The 26,151-nt window shown below is 57.3% G+C and carries 21 protein-coding genes and 1 tRNA gene; all 22 read left to right on the forward strand.

The features are described 5' to 3' along the window. Positions 1–2 precede the first annotated feature (2 nt). The 22 genes from OR601_RS03855 (at position 3) to OR601_RS03960 (ending at position 26,115) form a co-directional block, all read left to right on the forward strand. The gene (locus tag OR601_RS03855) at positions 3–1,286 is read left to right on the forward strand and encodes a PASTA domain-containing protein (protein WP_265592267.1); all 1,284 of its coding nucleotides are present in this window, start codon (positions 3–5) and stop codon (positions 1,284–1,286) included. Positions 1,287–1,454: 168 nt separating this feature from the next. After that, positions 1,455–1,928 carry a ribosome maturation factor RimP gene (locus OR601_RS03860; RefSeq protein ID WP_265592268.1) on the forward strand — a complete coding sequence of 158 codons (474 nt, stop codon included), beginning with the start codon at positions 1,455–1,457 and terminating at the stop codon, positions 1,926–1,928. A 105-nt stretch (positions 1,929–2,033) separates the two neighbouring features. After that, on the forward strand, positions 2,034–3,248 hold the full coding sequence (gene nusA / locus OR601_RS03865) for a transcription termination factor NusA (protein WP_265592269.1): 1,215 nt from the start codon (positions 2,034–2,036) through the stop codon (positions 3,246–3,248). Positions 3,249–3,300: 52 nt separating this feature from the next. Then, complete coding sequence (gene infB / locus OR601_RS03870; RefSeq protein ID WP_265592270.1) at positions 3,301–5,982, forward strand: translation initiation factor IF-2; 2,682 nt, start codon at positions 3,301–3,303, stop codon at positions 5,980–5,982. Positions 5,983–6,060: 78 nt separating this feature from the next. Continuing rightward, a complete protein-coding gene (rbfA, locus tag OR601_RS03875) occupies positions 6,061–6,474 on the forward strand; it encodes a 30S ribosome-binding factor RbfA (RefSeq protein ID WP_136012832.1) in 414 nt (137 codons plus the stop codon). 65 nt (positions 6,475–6,539) lie between these two features. Then, positions 6,540–7,586 (forward strand): DHH family phosphoesterase, encoded by a 1,047-nt coding sequence (locus tag OR601_RS03880; RefSeq protein ID WP_265592271.1) that lies wholly within the window; start codon positions 6,540–6,542, stop codon positions 7,584–7,586. Beyond that, positions 7,583–8,533, forward strand: coding sequence for a tRNA pseudouridine(55) synthase TruB (truB, locus tag OR601_RS03885; RefSeq protein WP_265592272.1), 951 nt, complete (start codon positions 7,583–7,585; stop codon positions 8,531–8,533). The genes OR601_RS03880 and truB overlap by 4 nt, the downstream gene beginning before the upstream one ends. After that, entirely contained in the window at positions 8,511–9,554 is a 1,044-nt protein-coding gene (gene ribF, locus OR601_RS03890) for a bifunctional riboflavin kinase/FMN adenylyltransferase (RefSeq protein ID WP_265592273.1), read from the forward strand. Before truB ends, ribF begins: the two co-directional genes overlap by 23 nt. A gap of 41 nt (positions 9,555–9,595) precedes the next feature. Further along, positions 9,596–11,449, forward strand: coding sequence for a DNA primase (dnaG, locus tag OR601_RS03895; protein ID WP_265592274.1), 1,854 nt, complete (start codon positions 9,596–9,598; stop codon positions 11,447–11,449). A gap of 178 nt (positions 11,450–11,627) precedes the next feature. Further along, positions 11,628–12,971, forward strand: a complete 1,344-nt coding sequence (rpoD, locus tag OR601_RS03900; RefSeq protein ID WP_265592275.1) for an RNA polymerase sigma factor RpoD — start codon at positions 11,628–11,630, stop codon at positions 12,969–12,971. Between the two features lie 90 nt (positions 12,972–13,061). Continuing rightward, positions 13,062–13,136 (forward strand) — tRNA-Asn (locus OR601_RS03905). Positions 13,137–13,463: 327 nt separating this feature from the next. Further along, entirely contained in the window at positions 13,464–14,342 is an 879-nt protein-coding gene (locus tag OR601_RS03910; protein WP_265592276.1) for an ABC transporter permease, read from the forward strand. Between the two features lie 8 nt (positions 14,343–14,350). Then, on the forward strand, positions 14,351–15,163 hold the full coding sequence (locus tag OR601_RS03915) for an ABC transporter ATP-binding protein (RefSeq protein WP_323373088.1): 813 nt from the start codon (positions 14,351–14,353) through the stop codon (positions 15,161–15,163). Beyond that, positions 15,135–16,244 carry a glycosyltransferase family 2 protein gene (locus OR601_RS03920; RefSeq protein WP_265592277.1) on the forward strand — a complete coding sequence of 370 codons (1,110 nt, stop codon included), beginning with the start codon at positions 15,135–15,137 and terminating at the stop codon, positions 16,242–16,244. The genes OR601_RS03915 and OR601_RS03920 overlap by 29 nt, the downstream gene beginning before the upstream one ends. 8 nt (positions 16,245–16,252) lie before the next feature. Then, on the forward strand, positions 16,253–17,302 hold the full coding sequence (locus tag OR601_RS03925; protein ID WP_265592278.1) for a glycosyltransferase family 2 protein: 1,050 nt from the start codon (positions 16,253–16,255) through the stop codon (positions 17,300–17,302). A 330-nt stretch (positions 17,303–17,632) separates the two neighbouring features. Further along, positions 17,633–18,763 carry an ABC transporter substrate-binding protein gene (locus tag OR601_RS03930; protein WP_136012824.1) on the forward strand — a complete coding sequence of 377 codons (1,131 nt, stop codon included), beginning with the start codon at positions 17,633–17,635 and terminating at the stop codon, positions 18,761–18,763. 161 nt (positions 18,764–18,924) lie between these two features. Then, positions 18,925–20,700, forward strand: a complete 1,776-nt coding sequence (locus OR601_RS03935; protein WP_136012823.1) for an ABC transporter permease — start codon at positions 18,925–18,927, stop codon at positions 20,698–20,700. A gap of 2 nt (positions 20,701–20,702) precedes the next feature. After that, the gene (locus OR601_RS03940) at positions 20,703–21,779 is read left to right on the forward strand and encodes an ABC transporter ATP-binding protein (RefSeq protein ID WP_265592279.1); all 1,077 of its coding nucleotides are present in this window, start codon (positions 20,703–20,705) and stop codon (positions 21,777–21,779) included. 181 nt (positions 21,780–21,960) lie between these two features. Then, positions 21,961–23,103: a glycosyltransferase family 2 protein gene (locus OR601_RS03945; RefSeq protein ID WP_136012821.1), complete on the forward strand. Its 1,143-nt coding sequence runs from the start codon at positions 21,961–21,963 to the stop codon at positions 23,101–23,103. Positions 23,104–23,331: 228 nt separating this feature from the next. Then, the gene (gene pyrR / locus OR601_RS03950; RefSeq protein WP_136012820.1) at positions 23,332–23,904 is read left to right on the forward strand and encodes a bifunctional pyr operon transcriptional regulator/uracil phosphoribosyltransferase PyrR; all 573 of its coding nucleotides are present in this window, start codon (positions 23,332–23,334) and stop codon (positions 23,902–23,904) included. Beyond that, positions 23,904–24,836: an aspartate carbamoyltransferase catalytic subunit gene (locus OR601_RS03955; protein ID WP_136012819.1), complete on the forward strand. Its 933-nt coding sequence runs from the start codon at positions 23,904–23,906 to the stop codon at positions 24,834–24,836. Before pyrR ends, OR601_RS03955 begins: the two co-directional genes overlap by 1 nt. Then, on the forward strand, positions 24,823–26,115 hold the full coding sequence (locus OR601_RS03960) for a dihydroorotase (RefSeq protein WP_265592280.1): 1,293 nt from the start codon (positions 24,823–24,825) through the stop codon (positions 26,113–26,115). Before OR601_RS03955 ends, OR601_RS03960 begins: the two co-directional genes overlap by 14 nt. Positions 26,116–26,151 lie beyond the last annotated feature (36 nt).

The following is a 26,151-nucleotide window of genomic DNA, read 5'->3' on the forward strand; positions in this document are numbered from 1 at the left end:
CTATGAAATGCCCTCATTGCGACACTGATCTAGGCGAAGGGCTCCTTCCTGCCCGTTGTCCTGCCTGCGGCGCCAATTTGAGCCCCGGTCGCGGGGGGCATGCGGCGGCTGCTCAACACTCGCGCCTATCTGTGGAAGGGCTCTCAGGCGTGGGCAAAGGTAACAAGAAGGACCGTCCGCGCTATATTGGACGGTCCATCATCGCCTTTCTGTTAGTTGCGCTCTTTTGCGTGGGTCTCTATTTTGTGGTGACTCGCTTTATCGATCTCAATAGCGGTCTGCCTGACGTGGTGGGCTGGCGCGTTGAGCGCGCCCAAGACAAACTCGAAGAAGCTGGTTACTCGGTCAAAGTAGTCGAGGCGGCCGATCCCACCTCCCACTCTGGCCTGGTGACTGCCCAAGATCCCCCTGCGGGCGCGAAAGCCGAGAAAGGCGACCTCATTACGCTCACGGTAGCCAAGGCTCGTACCATGCCCGATTTGGTAGGGCAGACAGAGACCGATGCCATCGCTGCCCTGGATGACCTTGGCATCGCCCATGAGAGCGTCTATGAGCCGAGCGACGAGGCAGATGGCACGGTGCTGTCCACATCTTTGGTGGCAGGAGTTGAAGTTCCCAACGACATGGTCTGCGAGCTTACGGTGGCAAAGACCCCGGTAGTGCCAGATCTTTCCAAGATGTCAAAAGACGAGGCTATGGACGCTCTGCAAAAAGCTGGCTTGGTAGGGCAGTTCGAGCCTGCCAAGCCCAAGGACGGCCAGGCTATGAACACCGTGGTCTCCCAGGAACCTGCAGCGGGCACTCAATTAAAGGTGGGTGGCCTTGTCAAGGTGACCATCACCTCACCCAAGAGCAACTTGGCCAAAGACACCGCTGAGCAGATCATCTCCATCGTCTACAACACCGACCCTTCGGGAGATGCCATTGGGGCCAAGCTAATACCCCTGTTGTCACCCAGCTCTCCTTACTACGGAAAGTCTGCTCATGAGGTGTGGTATGGCCTGGTGAAGGGCGGCGGCAAGCATCAAGACATCGACGAGAAGATCCAAAGCCTCCAGCGATCCATCTCCTCCATGGCGGTGGAGATGGCAGACGACGGGCTCTCGGCTACCGCAGAGGTGCATGTGAACTGGGACTGGTCGCGGTTTGGCACTGAGTACGCAGGGGTTACCTCATCGGACACCCATTACGTCACAATGACCTTTGATGACGAGGGAAGGTTGGTGAGCTTCTCGGATCCCCAAACCGATGTGCCTGCCTATGAGGTGCAGACTACTGTCAGCTAGGCTTGGGAGCCGTGTGGGTCCTGTGCAGCCAGTATCCTAAAGCGTCTGTCCCTTGACGCGTTAAGTTAAGGCTGGCATACTGACTGTGTTCATATGATGTTCAAACGAGGAAGTGGGAGCGATTTTTCGCCCCGCTTCCTTCTTTTTGGAAACGAAAGGGGGAAGGCTATGGCCAAGACCAGCGAGATTAGAGATCGCCTTATCGAGGCTTTAGAAGCTTCTGCCCCATCTCATGGCATCGATATTGTAGATGTGGAGGTCTCAGGTTCTGCAAAGGCATCCATAGTCCGTGTGCGAATTGACTGGCTCGATCCTGCTAAAGATCCCATCACTTTGGAGGACGTGGCAGCCCAAAACGCCTGGATCGACAAGATTATCGAGGCAGAGGATCCCTTCCCCGGCTCTTATATTTTGGAAGTGTCCAGTCCGGGTCTCGACAGGCCCCTGCGCAGATCTCAAGACTTCCAGCGCTATGTGGGTGAGACCGTTCAAGTGAAGCTTCGAGGCCATGAGGGGCGCCGTAACTTCACCGGCGAGCTGGCAGGTTTCGAAGACGGGCAGATCCTCTTGGAGTGCGATGGCGTCCAAGAGCATTTGCCTCTGGGCGAAGTGCAGTCGGCCCACATCAAGCCCCGCTTCTAACCGGTCAGGCAACCATCAGTCAGTTTCGACCTTCGAGGCGCGGGTCTCTCGGCAACAGAAAGCCCGCGCAGACGATAAACGCAGCTAAGAAAGGATGTTGGCCACATGGCACAGACCAAAGGATCTGAACACAACAACGAAATGATGGAGGCCCTCATGGCCCTCTGCCATGAGCGACACATCGACGAGCTTTATCTTCTGGACCGCCTGGAGCAGTCGCTGGCCAAAAGCTATAGCGAGCTGGATCCGCAGAAGTTCCCCTATGGCGCCAAGGTCACCATCGACCGTACCTCTGGCAAATTTTTCCTCTATCGCCTGGAGCCAGTGGGGGAGGAAAACCCCGAGACCGGCGAGTATGATGAGTTTGAAGAGGTGGCGGTAGACGACCCTGGCATCAGCCGCATTGCCGCCCTTCATGCCAAGAGCGAGATTGCAGCCATCAGCCGCAACGCTGCCCGTCAGCTCATATACGAGGAGTTCTCCCAGCGTATCGGCGATATCATCACCGGTACGGTCATCCAATCGGTGCCTGACTTCACCATCATCAAGATCCGCGAGGGCATCGAGGCTGAGCTGCCTCACTTCCGCGGTGTCGAGGGTCATGACGAGGCGCGCCCCGACGAGCTCAATGAGAGCCCGGCCAACGAGCACTACCAGGTAGGTCAGCGCATCAAGGCCTTGATTATCCAGGTGCGCGATCCTCAGACCCGTATGCAATCGGTCCGTGGCGAGATGTCTCGTCCCTCCATTGTGGTGTCTCGCAACCATCCTGACCTTTTGCGCCGCCTCTTCGAGCTTGAGGTGCCTGAGATCTATGATGGCGTAGTGGAGATCGACTCCATAGCCCGCGAGCCTGGCCGTCGTTCCAAGATTGCAGTGAGCACCCTGGACGATCATCTGGATCCGGTGGGCGCCTGCGTGGGCCCCAAGGGCACTCGCGTGCGCAACGTGGTGGCAGAACTCCGTGGCGAGCGCGTTGACGTGGTGCGCTGGAGCGACGACCCTGCTCAGCGCGTGGCCAACGCCCTCTCTCCTGCGCGCGTCTCCCGTGTCATCGTAGATCCCGACCCTGAGCGCACCTACGCCACCGTCATTGTGCCCGACGACCAGCTTTCTTTGGCCATTGGCAAGAAGGGTCAAAACGCCCGTCTGGCAGCTCGTCTCACCGGCTACCACATAGACATCAAAAACGAGAGCCTGGCCCAGAGCCTCATTGCCAAATTCCAGCAGAAGGCCAATGAGGTTCCCGACTTAGTCGATGCTGAGCCCGAGATGCCTTTGGGCATGGACGACTCCGACAACACCGTTTCTCTCATCTGATCGGCCTTCTTAAGGCCCGTAATTCTCAACACGCCTAAGGAAGGTTGATTGCATGGCAAAAACCCGTGTAAGCGAACTTGCGAAAGAGTTTGGCATTCCCAGCAAAGAGATGCTTGAGCATCTCCGCGACATGAAGATCCCGGCAAAGTCTGCCTCCTCTGCCCTGGAAGACGCCTACGTCTCCATGGTGCGCAAAAAGCTGGCTCCCGTGCTCAAAGCTCGCGAAGAAGAGATCCGCCGCGCCCAAGAAGCCGAGGAGGCCGCCCGCAAAGAGGAAGAGGAGGCGCGCCGCGCCGCCGAGGAAGCGGAGCGCCGTGCCGCTGAGGAGCGCCGTGCCAAGGAGCGCGCCGAGGAAGAGGCTCGCCGTGCTGCCGAGGAGGCCGCCCGCAAAGCCGAGGAAGAGCGCCGTGCTGCCGAGGAGGCCGCCCGCAAAGCCGAGGAAGAGAAGAACCGCGTTAAGGACACCGCTCCCACTTCCATGCCAAAATTCACCAGCCTGCTCGAGCAGATCGCTCAGCAAGAAGAGGTGCTCAAGCAGCAGAAAGAGGCTGCCAAAGAGGCTAAGGAAGCCAAAAAAGCCGAGAAAGCCGAGAAGGCCAAGCAGCGCGACAATTCCGGCGAGCGCCGTGGCCGCCCCAATAAAAACGCTGGCCGAGAAGCCCGCGGCGCCGCCACCGCATCTCGTCCTATGCCTGCCGACATGGCTCCTTCGCCCGAGAAGGCTGCCGCTGCTTCCAACCGCCGCAACAACAAGAAGCATCGTCACGACAATCCCGACGAGGATCGTTTTGATCGCAGCACTCGATCCCAAGAGGAATACAACCGCGAGCGTATCTTGGAAGATGCTCGAGCCTCGGTAGAGGAAGCGAACCGGGAGTCCACCGGTCGTCGCAAGAAGCGCAAGGAACATCGTCAGAAGCAGGCCGAGGAGGCCGCTAAGAAGCAGGCCATTCAAGAGGCTTTGGCCAACGACCAAGACATCACCAAGCTCGATGTGGTGAAGGTGCCCCAGGGCTCTACCGTGGCCGAGGTGGCAGACCTTCTGGAGATCCCCGCCAACGACATCGTCAAGCGCCTCTTCCTTCTGGGCGTGTCTTTGACCATGACCCAGACCATGTCTGACGACCTCATCGAGCTCATTGCCGACGACCTGGGCCGCAAGGTCAAGGTCATGACCAAGGAGGAGGAGAACTCCTTCACCTTCTATGATGATCCCAAAGACCTGGTAAGCCGTCCTCCAGTGGTTACCGTCATGGGTCATGTCGACCATGGCAAGACTTCCACTTTGGACGCCATCCGTCATACCGGTGTGGCAGCAGGCGAGGCCGGTGGCATCACCCAGCACATCGGTGCTTCTCAGGTAAAGATCAACGGCCGCATCATTACCTTTGTCGATACCCCTGGCCACGAGACCTTCACCGCCATGCGTGCTCGTGGCGCCAAGGTCACCGACATCGTTGTTCTTGTTGTGGCTGCAGACGACGGCGTGATGCCCCAGACCATCGAGTCCATCAACCATGCCAAGGCGGCCGGCGTGCCCATCGTGGTGGCGGTCAACAAGATCGATCGCGACGACGCCAACCCTGACCGCGTGCGTCAAGAACTCACCGAGTATGGCGTCATACCCGAGGAGTGGGGCGGTGAGAACATGTTCGTCAATATCTCTGCCAAGAAGGGCATCGGTATCGACGAGCTGCTCGAGACGATCCTGCTTCAGGCAGATGTGCTCGAGCTTAAGGCCAACCCCAACACCTTCGCCTCTGGCTATGTGCTCGAGGCCAAGCTGGACCGCGGTCGCGGCTCGGTAGCCACCCTGCTGGTAAACCGCGGTACCCTCCACGTGGGCGACTCGCTGGTGGCGGGTATGAGCTATGGCCGCGTGCGCGCCATGCTCGACCAGCACGGCAATCCCGTTGAGGTTGCAGGTCCCTCTGACCCTGTCGAGATCCTGGGCCTTTCCTCAGTCCCTGCCGCCGGCGACGAGTTCCGCGTCTTCCAAGACGAGCGCGATGCCCGCGACCTGGCTGAGTCTCGCGCCCTCAAAGCCCGCATCGAGGAACAGAACAAGGTCAAGCACATCACCCTGGAGAACCTCTTTGACACCATGCAGGACGCTGAGGTCAAGGAACTCAACCTGGTGGTCAAGGCAGACGTGCAAGGTTCTATCGAGGCCCTCTCCGACGCCCTGGGCAAGATGGATCAATCCGAGGTGCGCATCAACATCATCCACAGCGCAGTAGGTGCCATCTCCGAGACCGACGTCATCCTGGCAGACGCTTCCAATGCCATCATCATCGGCTTTGGCGTGCGTCCTGAGGCCAAAGCCCGCACTGCCGCAGAGCGCGACAACGTGCAGATCAAGTGCTATCAGGTCATCTACAAGGCCATCGAGGACATCGATGCCGCTCGTATTGGCATGCTCCAGCCCACTGAGGAAGAGGTCCAGACCGGTGTGGCCGAGGTGCGCGACACCTTCAAGGTTCCCAAGGTGGGCATCGCTGCCGGCTGTATGGTCACCGAGGGCGAGATATCCCGTGATGACTCAGTGCGCCTGACCCGCAACGGCATCGTCATCTACGATGGCAAGATCGCTTCCTTACGCCGCTATAAAGACGACGTCAAGAGCGTGAAGAGTGGGTATGAATGTGGCATTGGCCTGGAAAACTATCAGGACATTCACCCCGGCGACCTCATTGAGGGTTACAAGATCGTTCAGGTGGCCCGCACCGAGTAGCTCGCCTCTTAGGTGGCACCACACAAATCTAGGGGGCGCCCGCCTGTCGGGCGCCCTTCTTTTTCAGAAGAAGGACCTATGAAGCAAAACAAAAACTCTCGACGCATCAATGAGCAGGCTCGTGAAAAGCTGGCCTATATCCTGATGTTTGATGTGAGCGATCCTGCGCTTCAATTCGTGACGCTCACCGGCTGCGAAGTCTCTATCGATAAGAGCTTCCTCAAAGCCTACGTCTCCTGTGATGCGGATCGCTATGAGGAAGTGCTGCAGGCGCTAACCCGGGCAAAGGGCCGCATTCGCAGCCTTTTGGGACGTGCTTTGGGATGGCGTGTGACCCCAGAGATCGCCTTTGCCATCGATGAGTCTACTGACGAGGCAGACCGCATTAGCCGTGCGTTGGAAAACGTGCCGCCCACGCTGTCTCAAGAAAAAGACGAGAACGGCTATCCTGTTGCCAGCGAGCCTTTGGTACAGGAACCAAAAGAGTCTTAAAAGATGCGTCCACTTGTCCTAGACTCTGTGACTAGCTCGACCACTTACTAAAGGATTTTGTGTCCATGCGTATCACCGGCAACCCTAGCCATGTCAAACAATTAGAAGCTTTTGAGCTGCTCACCCGTATGATCGAGGGAGCTCAAAAGATAGTGCTCTGTGCCCATACTCGTCCCGATGGCGATGCCCTTGGCTCGGTGTTGGCCATGGGCGCCATCATTCGCGAGGCCTTTGATGAGGACAAAGACGTGGTATGTCTTTTGGCAGACGAAGCAGCCATTCCTGCGACATACGAGTTTCTACCAGAGGCAAAGAGCTTCGTGCGCCCCAGCCAGTATGAAGAAGATCCAGACCTCTTCATCGCGCTAGACTTGCCGTGCGCTTCTCGTCTGGCGGCGGCCAGGCCCATTATGGAGCGCTCGGCTACCGTGGCAGTGGTAGATCACCATCCTGCTGACGGCTCTTTTGGCGAACCTCATATAGAGCGCACAGATGCGGCAGCCACCGGTGTGGTGGTGGCGGAATACGCCCTGTTCTTAGGAACTCCCATCACCTCGGAGATCGCTACGGATCTCTTCTGTGCCATCCAGACCGACACTGGCCGGTTCATGTACCAAAACGCCAATCCCGAAGCCTTTAAAATCGCTTCGTTACTGGTAGATTCAGGAGCCGATCCCAGTGAGATCTCCCTCCATGTCTACCAAAGCTTCCGTCTGCCGTATTTGCATTTGGAATCCATAGTCATGGGCCGCATTGTGACGCTAGACCATGGTCGCATCGCCTATAGCTATGCCACTCGGCGCGATCTGGAGCGCACGGGCGCCAAAGATGACGAATGCGACGGTCTAATCGACGTGGTGCGTTCTGTGCGTGGCAGCGAGGTGGCCCTCTTCCTCAAAGAAGGCAGCACCCCCGGCATCGTGCGCGGCAATCTTCGCGCAAAGGGCGATCTGGACGTCTCGGGTATTGCCAGGGCCATGGGAGGCGGCGGCCATAAGGCGGCCGCAGGATTCTCGGTAGAAGGCACAGTGGACGATGTCTTTGCTCGGGTATTCCCGTTATTGCGCGCTTTGGTGGCCAAGAGCTCCTCAAAGAATGAGGCCGCTTCATGAAGCGCCGTCCAAGCGCTGTAAACGCTCTGTTTGCTGTGGACAAGCCTTGTGGGATGACCAGCCACGACGTGGTGGGCGTGGCCCGCAGGGCACTAAGCGAGCGTGCGGTGGGCCATGCGGGAACGCTGGATCCTGATGCATCGGGAGTATTGGTGTTGGGCGTAGGTCAAGCCACCAAGCTGTTAGGGCTCCTTACTCTGGAGACCAAGGCCTACGAGGCTTCCATCCGCTTTGGGTGCCGTACCACCACCGACGACGCTGAAGGCGCGCCCGTGGCCATAGCTCCAGTGCCCTCTGCTCTGGCAGACCATGAGGCAGCCTCCACCTTGGTCGGATCTCTTCCTGGCGACGTCGATCAAGTGCCTCCAGCCTATAGCGCAATTTCTGTGGCAGGAAAGCGAGCCTATGATCTAGCTCGTCAGGGCGAAGAAGTAATGCTTGCCCCTAGGAAAGTCTCCATCTTAAGGGCGGAGCTTTTATCGGTTGCCTCCTACGACGCCATCGTCACCTGGCGCGTATTTTTGGAGGTATCCAAGGGCTGCTATATTCGCTCCATTGCACGAGATCTGGGAGAAGACATTGGCTGCCATGCTCACATATGCGGGCTTAGAAGGGTGGCTTCGGGATCTATCAACCAGGATCTATGCTTAAGTTTGGAGGAGCTCCAAGCCGGCGGCGTCCAGGCAGTGCGCGATGCCATGATCGATCCAGTGGCGGCATTGGGGCTTCCGGTGCGCGAGCTTTCCGCCCAAGAGCAGGTGGCGGCTGCTCAGGGTAAGCGTTTGGCGCGAGGTCCTGAGCCGCTTAGCCAAGGAGATCACGTATGTTTAGTGCGCCAAGGGCAGCTTTATGGCGTGTGGGAGGTACGCGGAAGCCAACTGGCCTGTGCCACTAATTTGGTGCGAGGAGTCGAGGGGGTGCGGTATGGAAGCGCTCGGAAGTCCTAGGGATGCCTTGGTGCGAAGTCTGGGACTCGACTGCATGCTTCCTGCTCCAGAGCCTTGCCAGTGGGGATGGCGCTATGGCCAGATAGATCCCCGTGAGCGCTGCGTGCTGGTTATCGGTGCGTTTGATGGCGTGCATCGAGGCCATCAAGACCTCATAAGACAGGGGGCTCGCCAGGCTCGGGAGCTGGGCGTGCCCTTGGTCATTTTGACTTTTGATCCAGACCCTTCAGTGGTGCTAGGCGCTCCTGAGCCTCAGCTGCTGCTCGCCCAGGATCGCTTTCTGCAGCTTTGGACCTTGGGTCCCCAAGAGCTGAGAGTGTGTACGTTCACGCAGAAGCTTGCCACCCTGAGTCCCGAGGAGTTCTTGGACCGCGCCGTATTTGGCGACGGGCTCTCTCCCTGTCTCATCTGCGTGGGGGAGGGCTTTGCCCTCGGCGCCCAGGGCAAAGGGACGGTGCCCTATCTTTCCTCTTTGGGGAAGGCTCGGGGGTTCCGCCTGTTGGCACAACCCTTGCTATCATTGGAGGGCGCACCTGTGAGTGCTACGCGCATTCGCCAAGAGATTGTCTCGGGGGAGACCCTAGAGGCGTCCCGGCTTTTGGGACGTCGTCCCTTTGTACGAGGCACCGTCATACGTGGGCGCGGCCAGGGAGCCTCCTTTGGATTTCCTACGGCAAACCTCATGTGTGCGCCGGGCATGGCACTTCCTGCTTCAGGGGTCTTTGCGGGCTTTGGCGTATTGGACGGCTCTGCCTGGCCGGCCGCCATCAATGTGGGAGAGCCTCCCACCTTTAAAAGCCAGGGCCTCCAGAGCTCTCAAGGGTTTCTAGAAGCCACACTCTTGGGCTTCTCCCAAGATATCTATGGGGACTCAATGGCCATAGTGCTCTATGAGAGGCTGCGTCCTTCTCGGCCTTTCGACTCCTTTGAAGAGCTTGTGGCCACTGTGCGCACTAACATGGACCAGGTGCGCGAACGCTATGGAGAGGGTCCTTTAAAGCTTATCTCGCCTGTGCGCTAAGGCGGGGCGCACAGATCACCACGACCTGGCAGGGAGGCGCCATGATCTCCGATGAAGAGCGCGAGCAGATACGCGACGCCATCGATTTTGTCTCGTTGGTGGGAGAGACCGTGCAGCTGCGCGAGCGGGGGAGTGGCGATTTTTGGGGGTGCTGCCCCTTTCATCATGAGAAATCCCCCTCGTTCCACGTACGGGCTGACACTGGCTTTTGGTACTGCTTTGGCTGCGGAGAGGGCGGCGACGTCTTCGACTACATCAAGAAGAGAGAGAATCTCACATTTTATGAGGCCATGCAGTATCTGGCAGATCGAGCAGGCATCGAGCTCCATGAGACTTCGGCTCCCACAGGCCCCTCCAGGGCGCGCCTGATGGATTGCTTGGCTGCAGCTGAGAAGTTCTACACTCAGCAGCTGCTGCGCACCGCTGGTCCCGGGCCCGATGCCGCTCGTTCCTATCTGTCCCAGCGCGGCTTTTCCTCTTCACTTTGCCGCTCCTGGGGGCTCGGGTATGCTCCAGGGCGCAATCAACTGGTGAACACTCTGTTCTCCCAGGGCTTCACCCGCGACGAGATGCTGGCTGCAGACGTGGCGGTGCCTCGGGGTTCTGGCCTGGCCGATCGACTCTATGAGCGGGTAATCTTTCCCATCCATGACGGCTCCGGGCGCACCATCGGCCTGGGCGGTCGCGTGATGGACAACGCAAAGCCCAAGTACATAAATTCAAAAGATTCGCTGGTGTGGCATAAGTCGCGCAATCTCTTCGCCTTCGACCGCGCCAAGGAGGCTATTCAAGAGACTGGCCAAGCTATCGTGGTAGAGGGCTATACCGACGCCATCTCACTCCATGCCGCCGGCATAACCAATGTGTGCGCCGTGCTTGGCACTGCGCTTACAGGCGAACACATCAAGTTGCTCTCGCGCCTCAAGCCCCACTCCATCGTCATCATGCTCGATGGCGATGAGGCGGGACAACGCGCTGCCGAGAAGACCGTGCGCTTCCTAGACAAAACCTCGGCAGAGCTGCTCTCGGTAGTGCTGCCCAACAATCAGGACCCGGCAGAGTACGTGGCGTCCCAAGGCGCAGATGCGCTGCGACAGCGCCTGGCAGAGGCGCGTCCGCTCATTGACTTTGTGATGGACAAGCATCTGGCCGAAGCCGCTTCGATGTCTCCTGGTGCACGTGTGAGGGCAATGGATGAGCTGGCGTCGCTATTGGCGCCGCTCAAAGACTCGATCCTTATCGAGGGTTACGCTCGCCGCGTGGCCGATGCGCTGGGTACTTCTTCGGAGGAGACCCTACGACGCATTAAGGCAGCCCCCATAGAAGATCCAGATCGTCCGTCCACTCGCTCGACTGAGCCCACGTATGTGGCCAAGCCAACCCCGGTATCTGAGCCGACTGCCTATGAGGCTCCTGCTCCCTTGCAAACCCAGACCTTGACGGCTGACGAGCGCATGCAAATCAAGATGGAGCGCGAGCTTTTATGCCTTATGGCCGAGAGCCCCGATGCCTTTAGGGAGTCCGCCGAGCGCATCGCAGGGTTCTTTTGGACTGATCCCCGCCATGAAGCCATGGCGTGGGCACTGCTGGCAACCCCTGTGGGAACCACCCCCAGAGAGGCTGCCCGAGCCGCTGAAGCTGTAGAGCCTGCTGCTCGCACCCTTTTGGCTGGAGGCTCGCTTGATGCGCTTTCGTCGGGATCCAGGGAGCAAAAAGCCCAGTTCTTGCTGGATAACCTCGATCTCTTCTCCAGCAAGCGACGCATTCGCGCCATCCGCGCCAAGCTGGACGGTGCCGGGCAGGGAGAGAATGCCGCCGCATTGCTTCAGGAAGCCACACAGCTCCAAGAGCGTGTCAACCAGCTCCAGGCGTCCCTTGTCTCAAAATACTCTTAGGGAAGTCCTGAGGCCTGCGAGCTTTCCAGGCTTCATCGTCACATAATGGGCTCATAGCCCAGATTATTGTCTTTTGTGCACTTAGCGCATATAACCCTTTAAATCCCAATGGTCCCATTCAAATGACTAGTCGAGCAGGGTATGATATTGGGCAGTATGCACATTGAAGGGAGACTTTTTGGCTACCAAGAAATCTAAAAAGACCGTAGCTTTGTCTGACGAGGTCGAAGGTGTACGCTCGTCGCTTGTTAAAGCCTCTAAGAAAAATGGCGGGTCCATCTCTGAGGACGACATCCAAGTGGCGCTCTCGGCCATCGATGTGGATGATGATGAGCTTAGCGACCTCTATGATGCCCTAAGAAACGACGGCATAGATATTGTCAGCGAGGCAGAGGCTCCTGCGGGCGTTGCTGTCGCCGTCGAAGAAGAGGACGACTTAGACGACGAGGAGATCAGCTCTGACATCGACAATGTCTCTGAGGACGACGATGATGTGCCTTTAGACGATGACGATGTCAAAGTAACCCTGCGCGAGCCCCGTGCCCCCAAGCGCAAGCGCCGTTCCAAGAAGCGCCGTACCGATTCTTCCACCGTCATGCTCACCGGTGACCCTGTGCGCATGTACCTCAAAGAGATTGGCAAGGTAGACTTGCTCTCCGCTGCCGACGAGGTGCACCTGGCCATGAAGATCGAAGCTGGCACAGAGGCTACCGAGAAGCTCGAGGCCTTCCATGCTGGCGAGATCGACCTTACTCGTGCCGAGCAAAGGCGCCTCTCTCGTATCGAGCAGATGGGCCTTGAAGCCAAGCAGCAGCTCATCAGCGCCAACCTGCGCCTGGTGGTCTCTATCGCCAAGCGCTATGTTGGCCGCGGCATGCTCTTCTTGGACCTCATTCAAGAGGGCAATCTGGGCCTTATCCGCGCCGTCGAGAAGTTCGACTACACCAAGGGCTTCAAGTTTTCCACCTATGCCACCTGGTGGATTCGTCAGGCTATCACCCGCGCCATCGCAGACCAGGCCCGTACCATCCGCATCCCGGTGCACATGGTAGAAACCATCAACAAGCTGGTGCGCATTCAGCGCACCCTGCTGCAAGACCTGGGCCGCGATCCTACTCCTGAGGAGATCGGCGCAGAGATGGGCCTTTCTGCCGACCGCGTGCGCGAGATCCAAAAGATCAGCCAGGAGCCCGTCTCCCTTGAAACCCCCATTGGCGAGGAAGAGGATTCACAGCTAGGAGACTTCATCGAAGACTCCGGCGCTGTGGCTCCTCCTGAGGCAGCCAGCGATTCCATGCTGCGCGAGCAGCTGGAACAAGTGCTGGACGGCCTGGCAGACCGCGAGCGCAAAGTCATCAAGCTGCGTTTTGGCTTGGAAGACGGCCATCCTCGGACCCTGGAAGAGGTAGGCCGCGAGTTTGGCGTCACCCGCGAGCGTATCCGCCAGATCGAGTCCAAGACCCTGGCCAAGCTGCGTCATCCAGGTCGTTCTGCCAAGCTAAAGGACTACATGGAAGACTAATGACCTTCAGGTCAAAAAAAGTTTTCATCGAGGCTTGCAATGAGTGGGCAGGCAAGCTATAGTTTCTTCTCGTGCCCACGAGCACCAAATTCCTCGGTAGCTCAATGGTAGAGCACGCGGCTGTTAACCGCGCTGTTGTAGGTTCGAGCCCTACCCGAGGAGCCAGTATGTTATAAGCCTCCGCTACGGCGGGGGCTTTTTTCGTATGTCGATCCATCTTTGCGATTGCCTGAGAGGCGCTTCCATAGGTCCAGCTCTGGAGTGTGGGATCTTATCGGCAGGAATAGATGGTAGCCAGAGATGCTGGCGCTAGGCTCCCAGTGTGGCTTTTACTGCAAATAGGGTACTCTAGCTGGGCAAACAAGAGCCCTTAGGCCTCTGGGGGTTTCGTGGCCTTGGCTATCCTATGCTAGAGTGATTGGATGCTCGGATGCTGAGGTCAAAGGCGTTGGCTCTGAGCGTCATAGGTGCATAGTGCCAACCGGAGGTCTCGTGGCTTCATCACATAAAGATCCGTCGTCCATCCAAGAGTCTGTTCAGCAGGTGGCGCCTGTTTCTTCAGGAGAGCTGGTTGCTCAGGGATCCGTCAAAACCTGGAACACCGGCGTCAAGCGTGATGCTGCAATCCTGCAAGAGCTGGTGCGCAAAGACTTCAAGCTCAAATACCGCAGGAGCGTGTTGGGCGTGGCGTGGTCGGTGCTCAACCCGCTGCTCATGATGATCGTCATGGCCGTGGTCTTCACCCATTTCATGCGCGGCGCCAACATGCCGGCCAATGAGTATCCTCTCTACCTCATATTGGGAAACATCACCTTCGGCCTTATGAGCACGGCCACTAACGATGGCATGATGTCTATCATCAACGCCGCCCCGTTGCTTAAAAAGGTCAAGATCAACCGTATTGTCTTTCCGGTGCAAAAGGTGCTCTTTGCCCTGGTAAACTTCGCGCTCTCACTGGTGGCAGTGGTGTTGGTCATGCTTTGGAGCGGCATCGGCATCACCTGGAACATCATCTTTATCGTGCCGTTCTTGATCTACCTGGTGGTGTTCTGCTGTGGCCTGGCCCTTCTGCTCTCCACTCTGGCGGTGTTCTTCCGCGATGTGGTCCATCTTTGGAGTGTCGTGCTTACCGCCTGGACCTACCTTACGCCCATCTTCTACACCATGGACATCCTGCCGGAGAGCCTGCAGTCTCTCATGAGGTTCAATCCCATGTACCAGCTCATCAATTACTTCCGCACCATCGTGCTCTGGCAATCCACACCCAGCTTTACCTCTAACCTCATCTGCTTGGCTATGGCTCTGGTCATGCTGGGCTTGGGCTACTGGGTGTTCCGCCGTCATGAGCACAAGTTCATTCTCTACATCTAGGAGTTGCGGTGAATCCTGTCACTGAAGCTGCGTTTCAAGAGTCGCTCTTCCCTGAAGGCCATGCCCAAGAAGTGGCAGAGGCTCCAGTGTGCATCGAGGTAGACGACGTTTCCGTCATATTCAACATGGCCTCCGAGCAGCTCAATTCTTTGAAGGAGTACTTCATCTCCCTCATGCATCATCAACTCTTCTTCAAAGAGTTTCGCGCGCTCAACCACATCTCTTTCAAGGTGCACAAGGGCGAGGCCTTCGGCCTGGTGGGCACCAACGGTTCTGGCAAATCCACCATGCTCAAGTGCATCGCGGGCGTGCTGGAAGCCTCTGAAGGCACCGTGCGCGTGGCAGGTTCCATCGCCCCGCTCATCGAGCTGGGCGCAGGCTTTGACATGGAGCTCACCGCTCGCGAGAACATCTACTTGAACGGCGCCCTTTTGGGCTACACCCGCGAGTTCATCGACAGCCATTTTGATGAGATCATCGACTTCGCCGAGCTTCGCGACTTCATGGACATGCCTCTCAAGAACTATTCTAGCGGCATGGTGGCCCGCATCGCCTTCGCCATCGCTACCATCACCGAGCCAGACATCCTCATCGTGGACGAGACTCTCTCGGTAGGAGACTTCCTCTTCCAGCAAAAGTGCGAGCGCCGCATTCAAGAACTGGTGGAGTCCAACAACGTCACCGTGCTTTTGGTGAGCCACTCCATCGATCTGGTGGAGCGCATCTGCGACCGCGTCTGCTGGATCGAGAAGGGCCAGCAGCGCATGATAGGCCCCACCCAGGAGGTGTGCGATGCCTACAAAGCCCTCCAGCAAGGCTGATAGCTCTGTGGACACCCCTCATACCCCGCTTTTCTCACTCGTCATGCCGGTCTATGGTGCCGAGAAACACATCCACGAAGCTGTAAGCGCGCTCTTGTCCCAAAGGTTCCGCGACTTCGAGCTCATTTTGGTAGACGACGCATCACCAGATGCTTCGATTGCCATAGCCCAAGAAGCCGCAGCGGGCGACTCGCGGGTGCGCGTGCTCAAAAACCCCTCCAACCTAGGAGCCTCTGCCGCAAGAAATCGAGGCCTTGAGGAAGCTCGGGGCACCTATGTGACCTTTCCCGATGCCGATGATGTGACAGATCCTCGCTACCTTGAGCTGGCAGCAGAGGCTATCGATGCTACCTCGGCAGACCTCATTGTTGAGGGTGTGATCGAAGACCATTACACAGCCCGGGGCAAACTGGACTACAGCCTTACCTATGTGCCTCCCAAAGCCTACCTCGCGAGCGCTCAAGAGCTGGCAGGGCAGGTACTGCCCTTAGAGCAGCTCACATTGCTTGGCTATCCCTACAACAAGTTCATCAAGCGCTCGGTCATTGGCCCGACGCGCTTTGATGAGGAGGCCACGCTCTCTGAGGACTTTTTCTTCTTCATGGACGTGCTGCCGCGCATCCATAGCGCAGCGCTCATAGATCAGGCGGCCTACCACTATGCTCGTCGCGAAAGCGGCAACCTCACAGCTCGCTTTCATCGCAATTACTGGGATGCGCTTTCCCGCCGCATGGAACTGTTGCAGGCATTCCAAGAAACCTCCGGTCTGGACACTTCTGAGTCCCGGGGAGTATTAGGCGCCATGTATGCACGCTATCTTCTCTCGGCAATTATGCAAACCCAAGATCCCCGCGCTCACATGAGCCTCAAAGAGCGTTCACGCTGGCTTGAACAGGTATTCTCCTCCGAGCTCGCCTGCAAGCTTTTGCCTCAAGCCCAAAGCAGCTCTGCGGTAACCCAGGTGGCTGCCAAGGTCTTGTCCTGCCGCATTGTGCCGCTCGGTTTGGGACTGGGTAGGGGAGCGTCGCTGGTGCAAAAAGCTGCCCCCTCGCTGTTTTCCAAAGCCCGCTATCGCCGCTAGGAGCTCTCATGGAACCGCTGCTTACCATCTGTGTGCCTGCCTACAACGTCGAGGCCTATCTAGAGCACGGGCTCTCCACCTACAACGAGGATCGCTTTGTGGGGCGCCTGGAAGTGCTGGTGGTAAACGACGGCTCTACTGACTCCACCGCTGCCATCGCGCGCACTTTTGTGGATAGGCGCCCTCAGGTATTCCGGCTCATCTCCAAAGAAAACGGCGGTCATGGCTCGGTGATCAACAAGGGTATTCGAGAGGCGTCTGGCCGCTACTTCCGAGTGGTGGATGGTGATGACTGGGTAGATCCCAACGGCTTGGATGAATTTCTGGATGTGTTGGCGGCCACCTCGGCAGATATCCTCATCGACGAGCGCGTGGACGTCACCTATGGTTCCGGTCAAACCCATCCTCGCCCGCTGCCTCAAGACCTTCCCTTCGGCCAAGATGTACCCTATAGCCAAATGGCTCAGCGGGTGGTGGCCGATGCCCTCATCTCCATCCACACCTTGTGCGCCAGGACTAGCTACCTGCGCCAACAGGGGGTCTCAGTGCTTGAGAAGACCTTCCATGAGGATGCAGAGTTTTGCGTGAAGACCATAAGCACAGCTAGCACCATCCGTTTTGTGCCAACCTTTGTCTACCAGTACCTTGTTGGCAATGCGTCCCAATCCATGGCAGCCGATAACATGGTGCACCGCTATAAAGATCACGAGCGCGTGGTGTTCTCCATCGCCGCCTATGCAGACTCCCTGCGCACCGCCTCGCTGCTCAAGACTGCAAGCGGGCTTGATGATCCTGAAGCTTGGCGCGCCCAAGCTGCCGAGAAGAGCGCCCAACTCATCGCGAACTCCCACTACAACTTGCTGCTCGTCTTCGATACTCAGCGTGCTCGGGGGCGGTCAAGAGCTAAGGCTTTCAGATCACAGCTGTCCAGAGACTACCCTTGGCTCAAGGCGTCCACTGACAAGCGCTACTGGATGGCACTGGCCGCCGGCGCCGTGGGCGTGGACGCCCTCAAGTTGGACAAGCTCCAAGGCCGCGCCTCTGTGCAGGCAGATTAAGAGTCCTAGGTATGGAGTGTCCCTCCAATTATCATATATTTCCCTAATTGTCCACTGAGAGGTAGCGGTTGCCTTTCAGAGACCGATTGACGCCTTTCAAACAGAATTTGCGTCCGGTGGCCCTTTTTTGTCTTTTCGGATTGCACAAGAGTCAGAGAATATGACTGAAATGTCACTTGGCCGATTTCTGGACTTCTTACCTACTTCTTACCTTATGGAGAGATTTATAGAGAAGTGGGAAGTCCTAGATTCTTTTGGGTTCAAAGGAGCGCTGCAGGCAGTGGCGTTCGGCCAAATGTGAGCCACAAGGGATTCAGGGAAGGACGCACCATGAACGTTTCTCGCAAGGGCTTCATTGAGGGTAGTGCACTTGCCATGGCTGGCTTGGGTTTGACAGCCTGCTCCGGTGGCGACAAGGGCGCCGAGGCTGAGGCCGAGGCTTCCCAAAACACCGTCAATGCCCCTCAAGAACTCATCGATGCCGCGAAAGAAGAGGGAACACTGGTAGTTTACGGTTCCTGCGAAGAAGAGCATGTGCAGGGTTGCGTGGATCACTTCAAAGAGCTTTTTGGCCTTGAGGTTGAGTCTCAGCGCCTGTCCACTGGCGAGGTCCAAGCCAAAATCGAGGAAGAGAATGGCAATCCTTCCGGCGACGTTTGGTTTGGCGGCACTACCGACCCCTACAATGTGGCCGTGACCGAGGGTCTGCTTGAACCCTATGACGCCCAGAACGCTTCTCATCTGATCTCTGACACCTATCGCGATGCCGATGGCCAGTGGTATGGCATCTACAAGGGTATCCTGGGCTTCATGGTGAACAAGGACGAGTTGGCTCGCCTGAACCTCGATGAGCCTAAGGACTGGCCTGACCTGTTGGACCCCAAGTATCAAGGTCTCATTTGGCTGTCCAACTACAACACCGCCGGCACCGCCAAGCTGGTCATCAACACAGTCATCCAAAAGTACGGTCATGACGAGGGCATTCAGTACCTCAAGGATCTCGACAAGAACATCGCCGTCTACACCAAGTCTGGCTCCGGCCCTTCCAAGAACGTAGGCACCGGCGAGTGCGTCATCGGCATCGGCTTTTTGCACGACGGCATTATGCAGATCGAGGACAACGGCTACAAGAACATCGGCCTCATCATTCCTTCCTCCGGCGCATCCTACGAGGTGGGCGCCACCGCAATCTTCAAGGGTTGCAAGCATCCCAATGCTGCCAAGCTCTGGATCGAGTACGCCCTGTCCCCCGATTGCGTCGAGCGCGCTGCCGAGAACAAGGCCTATCAGTTCCTGGTACTGGACAATGCCAAGCAACCTGAGGTGGCCACCGAGTACGGCCTGGATCCCGACAACGTCATGGAGTACGACTTCGAGGACGCCAAGAACAACACCAAGCAGTACGTGGAAGAGGTCATGAATGCTCTAGGTGGCGGCGACGACCGCTTCCAGACCGAGTAAACCGAGAGACACTCATTCGTTTTATCTGTTCACCTGTCAATCCGCGGTGACTTCTAAGGATTGATCCTGAGACCGGGAGGGCCGCATTGGTGGTCCTCCCGGTGTCGTGAGGTTCAAAATATTAAGGTAGTCAACGTGTTTTAATCTTTAGGTAGGGTTCTATGGCAAAGGACCAAGGCTCAGCGCTGGATCGCAAGAAGCTTCATGGCGATCCCATCCTCATGACCACCATCGTGGTGCTTATCGCATTTCTCACCCTGTTTATTCTCTATCCTCTCGCCATCCTTATGGTGGACTCCTTTATCTCAGAAGAAGGGTTCACCTTGGCAGTGTTCGATCGCATCTTCCAGATGCCCTCCTTTACCACGGCCATCACCAATACGCTTTCGGTAGGCTTTTTGGTGGGCATTAGCAGCGCGCTGGTTGGCCTGCTTTTTGCCTATGTCGAGGTCTATGTGCAGCTCAAGACCCGCGTTATGCGAGGGCTCTTTAGTCTCGTCTCCATGCTGCCTGTGGTAAGCCCTCCCTTTGTGCTGTCGCTTTCCATCATCATGCTCTTTGGCAAGTCGGGCATTATCACCCGCTATCTTTTGGGCATCTATGACAACAGCGTCTATGGCTTCTGGGGCATCTTTACCGTGCAGACGCTCACCTTCTTCCCTGTGTGTTACATGATGCTCAAGGGTCTGCTCATGAATATCGACCCCTCCCTAGAAGAGGCGGCTCGCGATATGGGCGCTTCTCGGTGGAAGGTCTTTACTTCGGTCACCATGCCCCTCATCCTGCCAGGCTTGGGAAATGCCTTCTTGGTAACCTTCATCGAGTCTATCGCAGACTTTGCGAACCCCATGATCATCGGCGGTTCCTACGACACGTTGGCTACCACCATCTACCTTCAGATCACCGGCGCCTACGACAAACAAGGAGCAGCGGCCATGGCCGTGGTGCTTCTCTGCATCACCTTGATCATGTTTGCGGTGCAAAAGTACGTGCTTGAGGCTAAGTCCACTGCAACGTTGTCTGGCAAAGCCAGCCGTGCGCGTATGCTTATCACCGATACTTCGGTGACTCGTCCGCTTTCGATCCTTTGCTCCATCTTGGCGATCTTTGTGGTGGCCATGTACCTCTGCGTGCCTTTTGGCGCCCTCTTTAACACCTGGGGTTATGACTTCACCCTCACCACCAAGTGGTTCCAGCAGCTCTTCACGCATTATCACGGCCTTGAAGCCTTTACCGACTCCTTCGTGCTTTCACTCATCGCGGCCCCCATCACCGCAATCTTGTCCATGATCATCTCTTACCTGGTGGTCAAACGTAACTTCAGGAGTCGAGGCTTCATCGAGGCAGTCTCTATGCTCGCTATGGCAGTGCCTGGCACGGTATTGGGCGTAGGTTACATCCGTGGCTTTGCGGGCGGCCTTTTTGGCACTGGCATTCTGCAGGGGCTCTATGGCACGGCGGCCATCTTGGTGATCGTCTTTATCGTGCGTTCGCTGCCCACAGGCACGCGTTCAGGTATTTCTGCGCTCAGGCAAATCGATAAATCCATCGAGGAGTCCGCCTATGACATGGGAGCAGACTCATTCACTGTCTTTCGCACGGTGACCCTGCCGCTTATCCGTGAGTCGTTCCTCTCGGGTTTGGTGACGGCCTTCGTGCGCTCCATCACCGCCATCTCCGCCATCATTTTGCTGGTCACCCCCTCGGTGCTGCTCATCACCGTGCAGATCAACGAGTTTGCCGAGAAGGGCGCCTATGGCATTGCCTGCGCCTATGCCACCATCCTCATCGTGATCACCTACGGCTCGGTGTTGTTGATGAACTTTGCTATCAGGCATTTTGGCACCAGCCGCAAGAATCAGGACTTTGATGATGACCTGCCTGCTCAGATCGAGCATGACTACGTAGAAGACAGCCGCCAAGTCGAGGAGCTTTAATCATGGCTAAAGAGAAGAAAGGCGTTCGCCTAGATCACATTTCCAAGATCTATCAGGATCCTAAGTCCGGCAAGGATTTCTATGCCGTCCACGATGTGAGCCTGGATATCGCTCCTGGGGAGTTCGTGACGCTATTGGGCCCCTCTGGTTGCGGCAAGACCACTATCCTGCGCATGATTGCCGGTTTCGAATCTCCTGATGAGGGCGAGATCTACCTGGGTGACGAGCCCATCAACGAGCTTACGCCCAACAAACGCGACACGGCCATGGTATTCCAAAGCTACGCGTTGCTGCCGCACTACAACATCTTTGACAATGTGGCCTACGGTCTGAAGCTTCGCAAGGTGCCCAAGGAGGAGATTCGTGAGAAGGTCAAGAATATCTTGGGGCTCGTGGGCCTTCAGGGCATGGAAGAGCGCATGACCAACCAGCTTTCAGGCGGCCAGCAGCAGCGCGTGGCTCTGGCTCGAGCTTTAGTGCTGGAACCCGGCGTGCTGCTCTTTGACGAGCCCTTGTCTAACCTGGACGCCAAGCTGCGCGTGGATATGCGCAATGAGATTCGCCGCATCCAGCAAGAGGCGGGCATCACAGCCATCTATGTCACCCATGACCAGTCTGAGGCCATGGCGCTGTCCGACAACATCATCGTCATGAAGCGCGGCGTGGTAGAGCAGGTGGGCGATCCTCAGACTATCTACCATCGTCCAGTCAACGAGTTCGTTGCAGACTTCATCGGCGAGTCCAACTTCCTCCATGGCACTCTTACCACCTCTGATGGCTCACAGGGAATTGCCAACATCGAAGGCTACGATGTCCCTCTGGACAACGTGGAGCACCTGAGCGAGGGAGATACCTGCACATTGGTGCTTCGTCCCGAGGCTGCCAAACTAGCAGACCAAGGCGTGCTCCCCTGCGAGGTTATCCTTTCGCGCTTTATGGGCAACTACCATAACTACCACGTCAAAGTGGGCGACACTCTGGTCAAGATCACCGATTTCAACCCCAAGACCCACAAGGTCTATGAGGTGGGAGACAAGGCATTCGTCGCATTCACCCCAGCAGACGTCCACGTGCTCTAGGCCACCTGTCTTAAGGAAAGGTTGCAGCGGCCTTTTCTGAGAAGACTTTGTGCACTTCATCCAAGGCGCTCGGATGAAGCCTTGCAAACCCTGACCCGCCTGGAAACAATGAATGTTTTCAGGCGGGTCATCCTTTACCATACTGCCCGCAGGCATGCCTGGAACATGAAGGGGGTTGTTCATGGAACCTGATAAGGTACGCGCATCGCGCGAGGCGTCGCCAGATCCCAAAGAGTTAGGTCAAGAGGCGCCTAAGACGCCTGAGCCTCCCATGTTTTCGTTGATCATGTGCCTCTTTGGCGTAGAGGAATATGTGCGAGATGCCATTGCGGCCATCCGTGCGCAAGACTTTGATAACTGGGAGCTCATCTTGGTAGATGATGCCTCTAAAGATCACACCATGTTAAGGGCCCTGCGAGGCATCAAGGGAGACAGCCGTATCCGCGTCATCCATAACGATGCCAACATTGGCCTTGCCGCCTCTCGCAATCGCGGCCTCGATGCAGCGCACGGCCGCTATATATGCTTCCCAGACGCTGAGGACCTGCCAAAGCCCAACTACCTCTCTTTGGCAGCGGCGGTCATCAAGGAGCAGGACCCCGACATCATTGTGAGCGGTGTCGTGCAAGATTTTTATAACCATAAAGGAGAGGTGGCCTTCTCTGAAGAGCAAAATCTAGAACCGGTCGTCGCCACTGGCAAAGAAGAGGTGGCAAAGATCCTATTGCCTCTAGAAAGTCAAAACGCCTTGAGCTTCATCTATACCAAATACTTCAGGCGGTCCCTTATCGGCGGCTTGCGCTTCGAGACCAGCGGGGTGCACTTCTCGGAAGACTTCTTCTGGGAGCTGGAGCTTTTCGAGCGCGCGCAAAAAGTTGTGGTAGTGGGGCAGAGCGCCTATCGGTTTGAGAAGCATCTGCGCAAAGAGCGCCAAATTTCTTATACCAAAGGTACGTTTTTGCAGCGTCATAGGCGCATTGCGGCCATTCAGGCCCATCAAGAGGACCATGGCTTGGATACCCCCGAGAGCCGCAGCCAGCTAGGACGGCTTTATGCCACACACATCTTGGCAGAGATCGCGCGCATCACAGATCCCGAGTCTCCCGTGCCTCTTGAGGAGCGCATCGGTTGGGTGGAGTTTCTCCATGAAGACCCGCTCTTTCAAAAACTCATCGAGGGCGCCCAGCCTCCCAAGGGCTTCATCAATCAGCGCGTCCATAAGGCGCTGGTGAGCAAGAATCCTAAATCGGCGCTGAGACTGGGCCATTTAGCGGGATATCTGTGGTCCTTTGGGCCCGAGACCTGGTCGCGCACGCAACCCTAAAAACAGTCCTTTGCCGAGAAACCCGCGCCTTCCTGCTAGAAAGCTATCTGAAATACCCTTTATTTGTTGGTTGCACGTAGCCCGGTGAGGTGTATAGTCAAGGTCGACCTTTAAAGCGGTACGGGATACCGTCAAGGCGAAACTCATATTGCTCCTCTTAAAGAGACTTTTCGCAGACGCCTGTGCCGCTCAACGGCAAAGGCGTTTTTTCTTTAGGAAGGGAGTCTGATGGATCACTGTGAACCCAAGGCCACCATCATGGACGAAGCCACGATGAAGCGTGCCATCACGCGTATCGCCCATGAGATCCTCGAACACAACGAGGGGTCAGAGACCATCGCGCTGGTGGGCATCGTGCGCCGCGGCGCAACGTTGGCTCGCATGTTGGCCGACGAGATCGAAGCTATCGAGGGGACTCGTCCACAGGTGGGTCTGCTGGACATCAGCTTTTATCGCGATGACGTGACCCGCTGCATCGCCCCGGTGCTTCATAAGACCGAGATTCCTTTTAACGTTGATGGTAAAGACATCATCTTGGTAGATGATGTGCTCTATACCGGCCGCACGGTGCGCTCGGCCTTGGACGCTCTGATGGACTTTGGCCGCCCGGCTACCATCCAGCTGGCTGTCATGGTAGACCGCGGCCACCGCGAGCTGCCCATTCGTGCCGATTATGTCTGCAAAAACGTTCCTTCTTCTCGCGACGAGGACGTGCGTGTGTGCCTGGAGCCCCTGGATGACCATGTGGCCGTCGAGATCTGGGATACCGAGTGCGAGAAGCACAACGGAGGTGTCGCCTAATGCTTTCGGTTCGCAATCTTATTGATACCACGTCGCTTACCGCCGACGATATCACCCAGATCTTGGATACCGCCCGCTCCTTCGCCGAGGTCAACAGCCGCTCCATCAAAAAGGTGCCCGCTCTGCGCGGCCGCACCATCGTGAACCTCTTCCTCGAGCCCTCTACCCGCACCCGTAGCTCCTTCGAGCTTGCCGAGAAGCGCCTCTCTGCAGACTCCCTCAATATGGGCGGCTCCACTTCTTCTGTAGTCAAGGGTGAGAGTTTGGCAGACACCATCCAAACTATCGACGCCATGAACGTAGATATGTTCATCTGCCGCGCCAAGTTTGCAGGCACCCCTCATCTCATTACCGAGAATACCGACGCCAAGGTGATCAATGCCGGTGACGGTAAGCACCAGCATCCCACCCAGGCCATGCTGGACCTCTATACCATCCGTGAGCATTTTGGGCATCTGGACGGCCTCAAGGTGGCTATCGTGGGCGACCTTCTCCACAGCCGCGTCTGCGGGTCTCTGGTGCCTGCCTTGAAAACCATGGGCGCCGAGGTCACCCTGGTAGGACCTCCTACCTTCCAGGTGATCGATCCTTCTTACTATGGTGTCGAACAGACCGCCTCCTTGGACGAGGTGCTGCCAGAGATGGACGTCATCTATATGCTGCGCGTCCAGCTGGAGCGCATGGGCGGAGCCGCCATCCCCAGTCGTCGCGAGTACAACCGTCTCTACGGCCTCGACGCCGCTCGCCACGCACGCATGAAGCCTGGTGCCATCGTGTGCCACCCGGGCCCCATGAACCGTGGCATGGAGATCATGCCCGAGGTGGCCGATGCTCCTAACTCTGTGATTCTTGACCAGGTCAACGCCGGTGTGTGCACCCGCATGGCCGCCATGTACCTGCTTTTGGGAGGAGAAGACAATGGTATTGCTTAAGGGCGCACGCGTAGTAGATCCCCAGGTGGGCCTGGATGCCGTTAAAGACGTGCTCATCGATGGCACGACTGTCGCGGCGCTCGACGATGTGATCGAGGCTTCTGACGGCGTTGAGGCCATCGACTGTGCCGGCAAGGTGCTTATGCCTGGCTTTGTGGATATGCACGTACATTTCCGCGATCCTGGCTTCGAGTACAAAGAGGACATTCAGACCGGCGTCACTGCTGCTACCCATGGCGGCTATACCGACGTGGCCACCATGCCCAACACAAACCCCATCACCGATACTGGCACCAGCGTGCGCTACCAAATCGACCGTGGCATTGAGTTCGGTCTTGCCCGTGTCCACCCCATCGGCGCGCTTACTCACGGCGAGGAGGGCGAAGCGTTGGCAGAGATCGGCGACATGACCATGGAGGGCGCATGCGGTTTCTCTGACGACGGCCATGGCGTGCAATCGGCCGGCATGATGCGCACCTGCATGGAGTATGTGAGCCAGTTTGACCGCCCGGTCATCGCTCACTGCGAAGACGAGTCCCTGACTGCCAACGGCGTCATCAACGAAGGCCGTGCAAGCACCCGCCTGGGTATGTTCGGTTGGCCGGCGCTGGGCGAGGAGATCGAGGTCATCCGCGATATCGAGCTTTGCCGTCTCACTGGGTGTCCGCTGCATGTGGCTCACATCTCCACGGCGCGCTCCCTGGATCTCGTGCGCCAGGCAAAGGCTGACGGCCTGCCTGTGACCTGCGAGGTCACCCCTCATCATCTCTTCCTCACCGAGGAAAACATCACCGACTCTTACAACACCAACCTCAAGGTGAACCCTCCTCTGCGTACCCGCAACGACGTGGAGGCCCTCATCGACGGTCTCATCGATGGCTCCATCGATTGTGTGGTGTCCGACCATGCTCCCCATGCAGCCCACGAGAAGGACTGTGAGTTTGAGATCGCCTACTTTGGCACCATCGGCCTTGAGACCACTGTGCCTCTGCTGGTATCCAATCTTGTGAACCGCGGCCTTCTTCCCTGGAGCCGTCTGGTTGAGGCCTGCGCGGTGAAGCCCCGCGAGATCCTTCGTCTGGATCCAGTGAAAGTCGAAGTAGGCGGCGAGGCCACCTTCACCATCGTCGATCCCTGCGCTGAGGTCGCTGTGACTCAGGATTACTTCGACTCCAAATCCAAGAACTCGGCGTTCTTGGGAATGCGTCTCACCGGCGCCGCTTCCGATGTTTTTGTTGATGGCAAACAGACCTTGGTCAATGGCGTAGTGGCGGAGTAGCTACACTGAAATGGCGTCTCTCGGATGGGGGACGCC

This window comes from Leptogranulimonas caecicola, from assembly GCF_023168405.1.
GTDB classification, from domain to species: Bacteria; Actinomycetota; Coriobacteriia; order Coriobacteriales; family Atopobiaceae; genus Leptogranulimonas; species Leptogranulimonas caecicola.

Coding starts and splice junctions, on each gene's coding strand:
- OR601_RS03860 (WP_265592268.1), top strand. CDS start 1,455: ATGGCCAAGACCAGCGAGATTAGAGATCGCCTTATCGAGGCTTTAGAA.
- OR601_RS03930 (WP_136012824.1), top strand. CDS start 17,633: ATGAACGTTTCTCGCAAGGGCTTCATTGAGGGTAGTGCACTTGCCATG.
- dnaG (WP_265592274.1), top strand. CDS start 9,596: ATGATCTCCGATGAAGAGCGCGAGCAGATACGCGACGCCATCGATTTT.
- OR601_RS03880 (WP_265592271.1), top strand. CDS start 6,540: ATGCGTATCACCGGCAACCCTAGCCATGTCAAACAATTAGAAGCTTTT.
- OR601_RS03920 (WP_265592277.1), top strand. CDS start 15,135: ATGCCTACAAAGCCCTCCAGCAAGGCTGATAGCTCTGTGGACACCCCT.
- infB (WP_265592270.1), top strand. CDS start 3,301: ATGGCAAAAACCCGTGTAAGCGAACTTGCGAAAGAGTTTGGCATTCCC.
- OR601_RS03935 (WP_136012823.1), top strand. CDS start 18,925: ATGGCAAAGGACCAAGGCTCAGCGCTGGATCGCAAGAAGCTTCATGGC.
- pyrR (WP_136012820.1), top strand. CDS start 23,332: ATGGATCACTGTGAACCCAAGGCCACCATCATGGACGAAGCCACGATG.
- OR601_RS03940 (WP_265592279.1), top strand. CDS start 20,703: ATGGCTAAAGAGAAGAAAGGCGTTCGCCTAGATCACATTTCCAAGATC.
- ribF (WP_265592273.1), top strand. CDS start 8,511: ATGGAAGCGCTCGGAAGTCCTAGGGATGCCTTGGTGCGAAGTCTGGGA.
- nusA (WP_265592269.1), top strand. CDS start 2,034: ATGGCACAGACCAAAGGATCTGAACACAACAACGAAATGATGGAGGCC.
- OR601_RS03925 (WP_265592278.1), top strand. CDS start 16,253: ATGGAACCGCTGCTTACCATCTGTGTGCCTGCCTACAACGTCGAGGCC.
- truB (WP_265592272.1), top strand. CDS start 7,583: ATGAAGCGCCGTCCAAGCGCTGTAAACGCTCTGTTTGCTGTGGACAAG.
- OR601_RS03945 (WP_136012821.1), top strand. CDS start 21,961: ATGGAACCTGATAAGGTACGCGCATCGCGCGAGGCGTCGCCAGATCCC.
- rbfA (WP_136012832.1), top strand. CDS start 6,061: ATGAAGCAAAACAAAAACTCTCGACGCATCAATGAGCAGGCTCGTGAA.
- OR601_RS03855 (WP_265592267.1), top strand. CDS start 3: ATGAAATGCCCTCATTGCGACACTGATCTAGGCGAAGGGCTCCTTCCT.
- OR601_RS03960 (WP_265592280.1), top strand. CDS start 24,823: ATGGTATTGCTTAAGGGCGCACGCGTAGTAGATCCCCAGGTGGGCCTG.
- OR601_RS03955 (WP_136012819.1), top strand. CDS start 23,904: ATGCTTTCGGTTCGCAATCTTATTGATACCACGTCGCTTACCGCCGAC.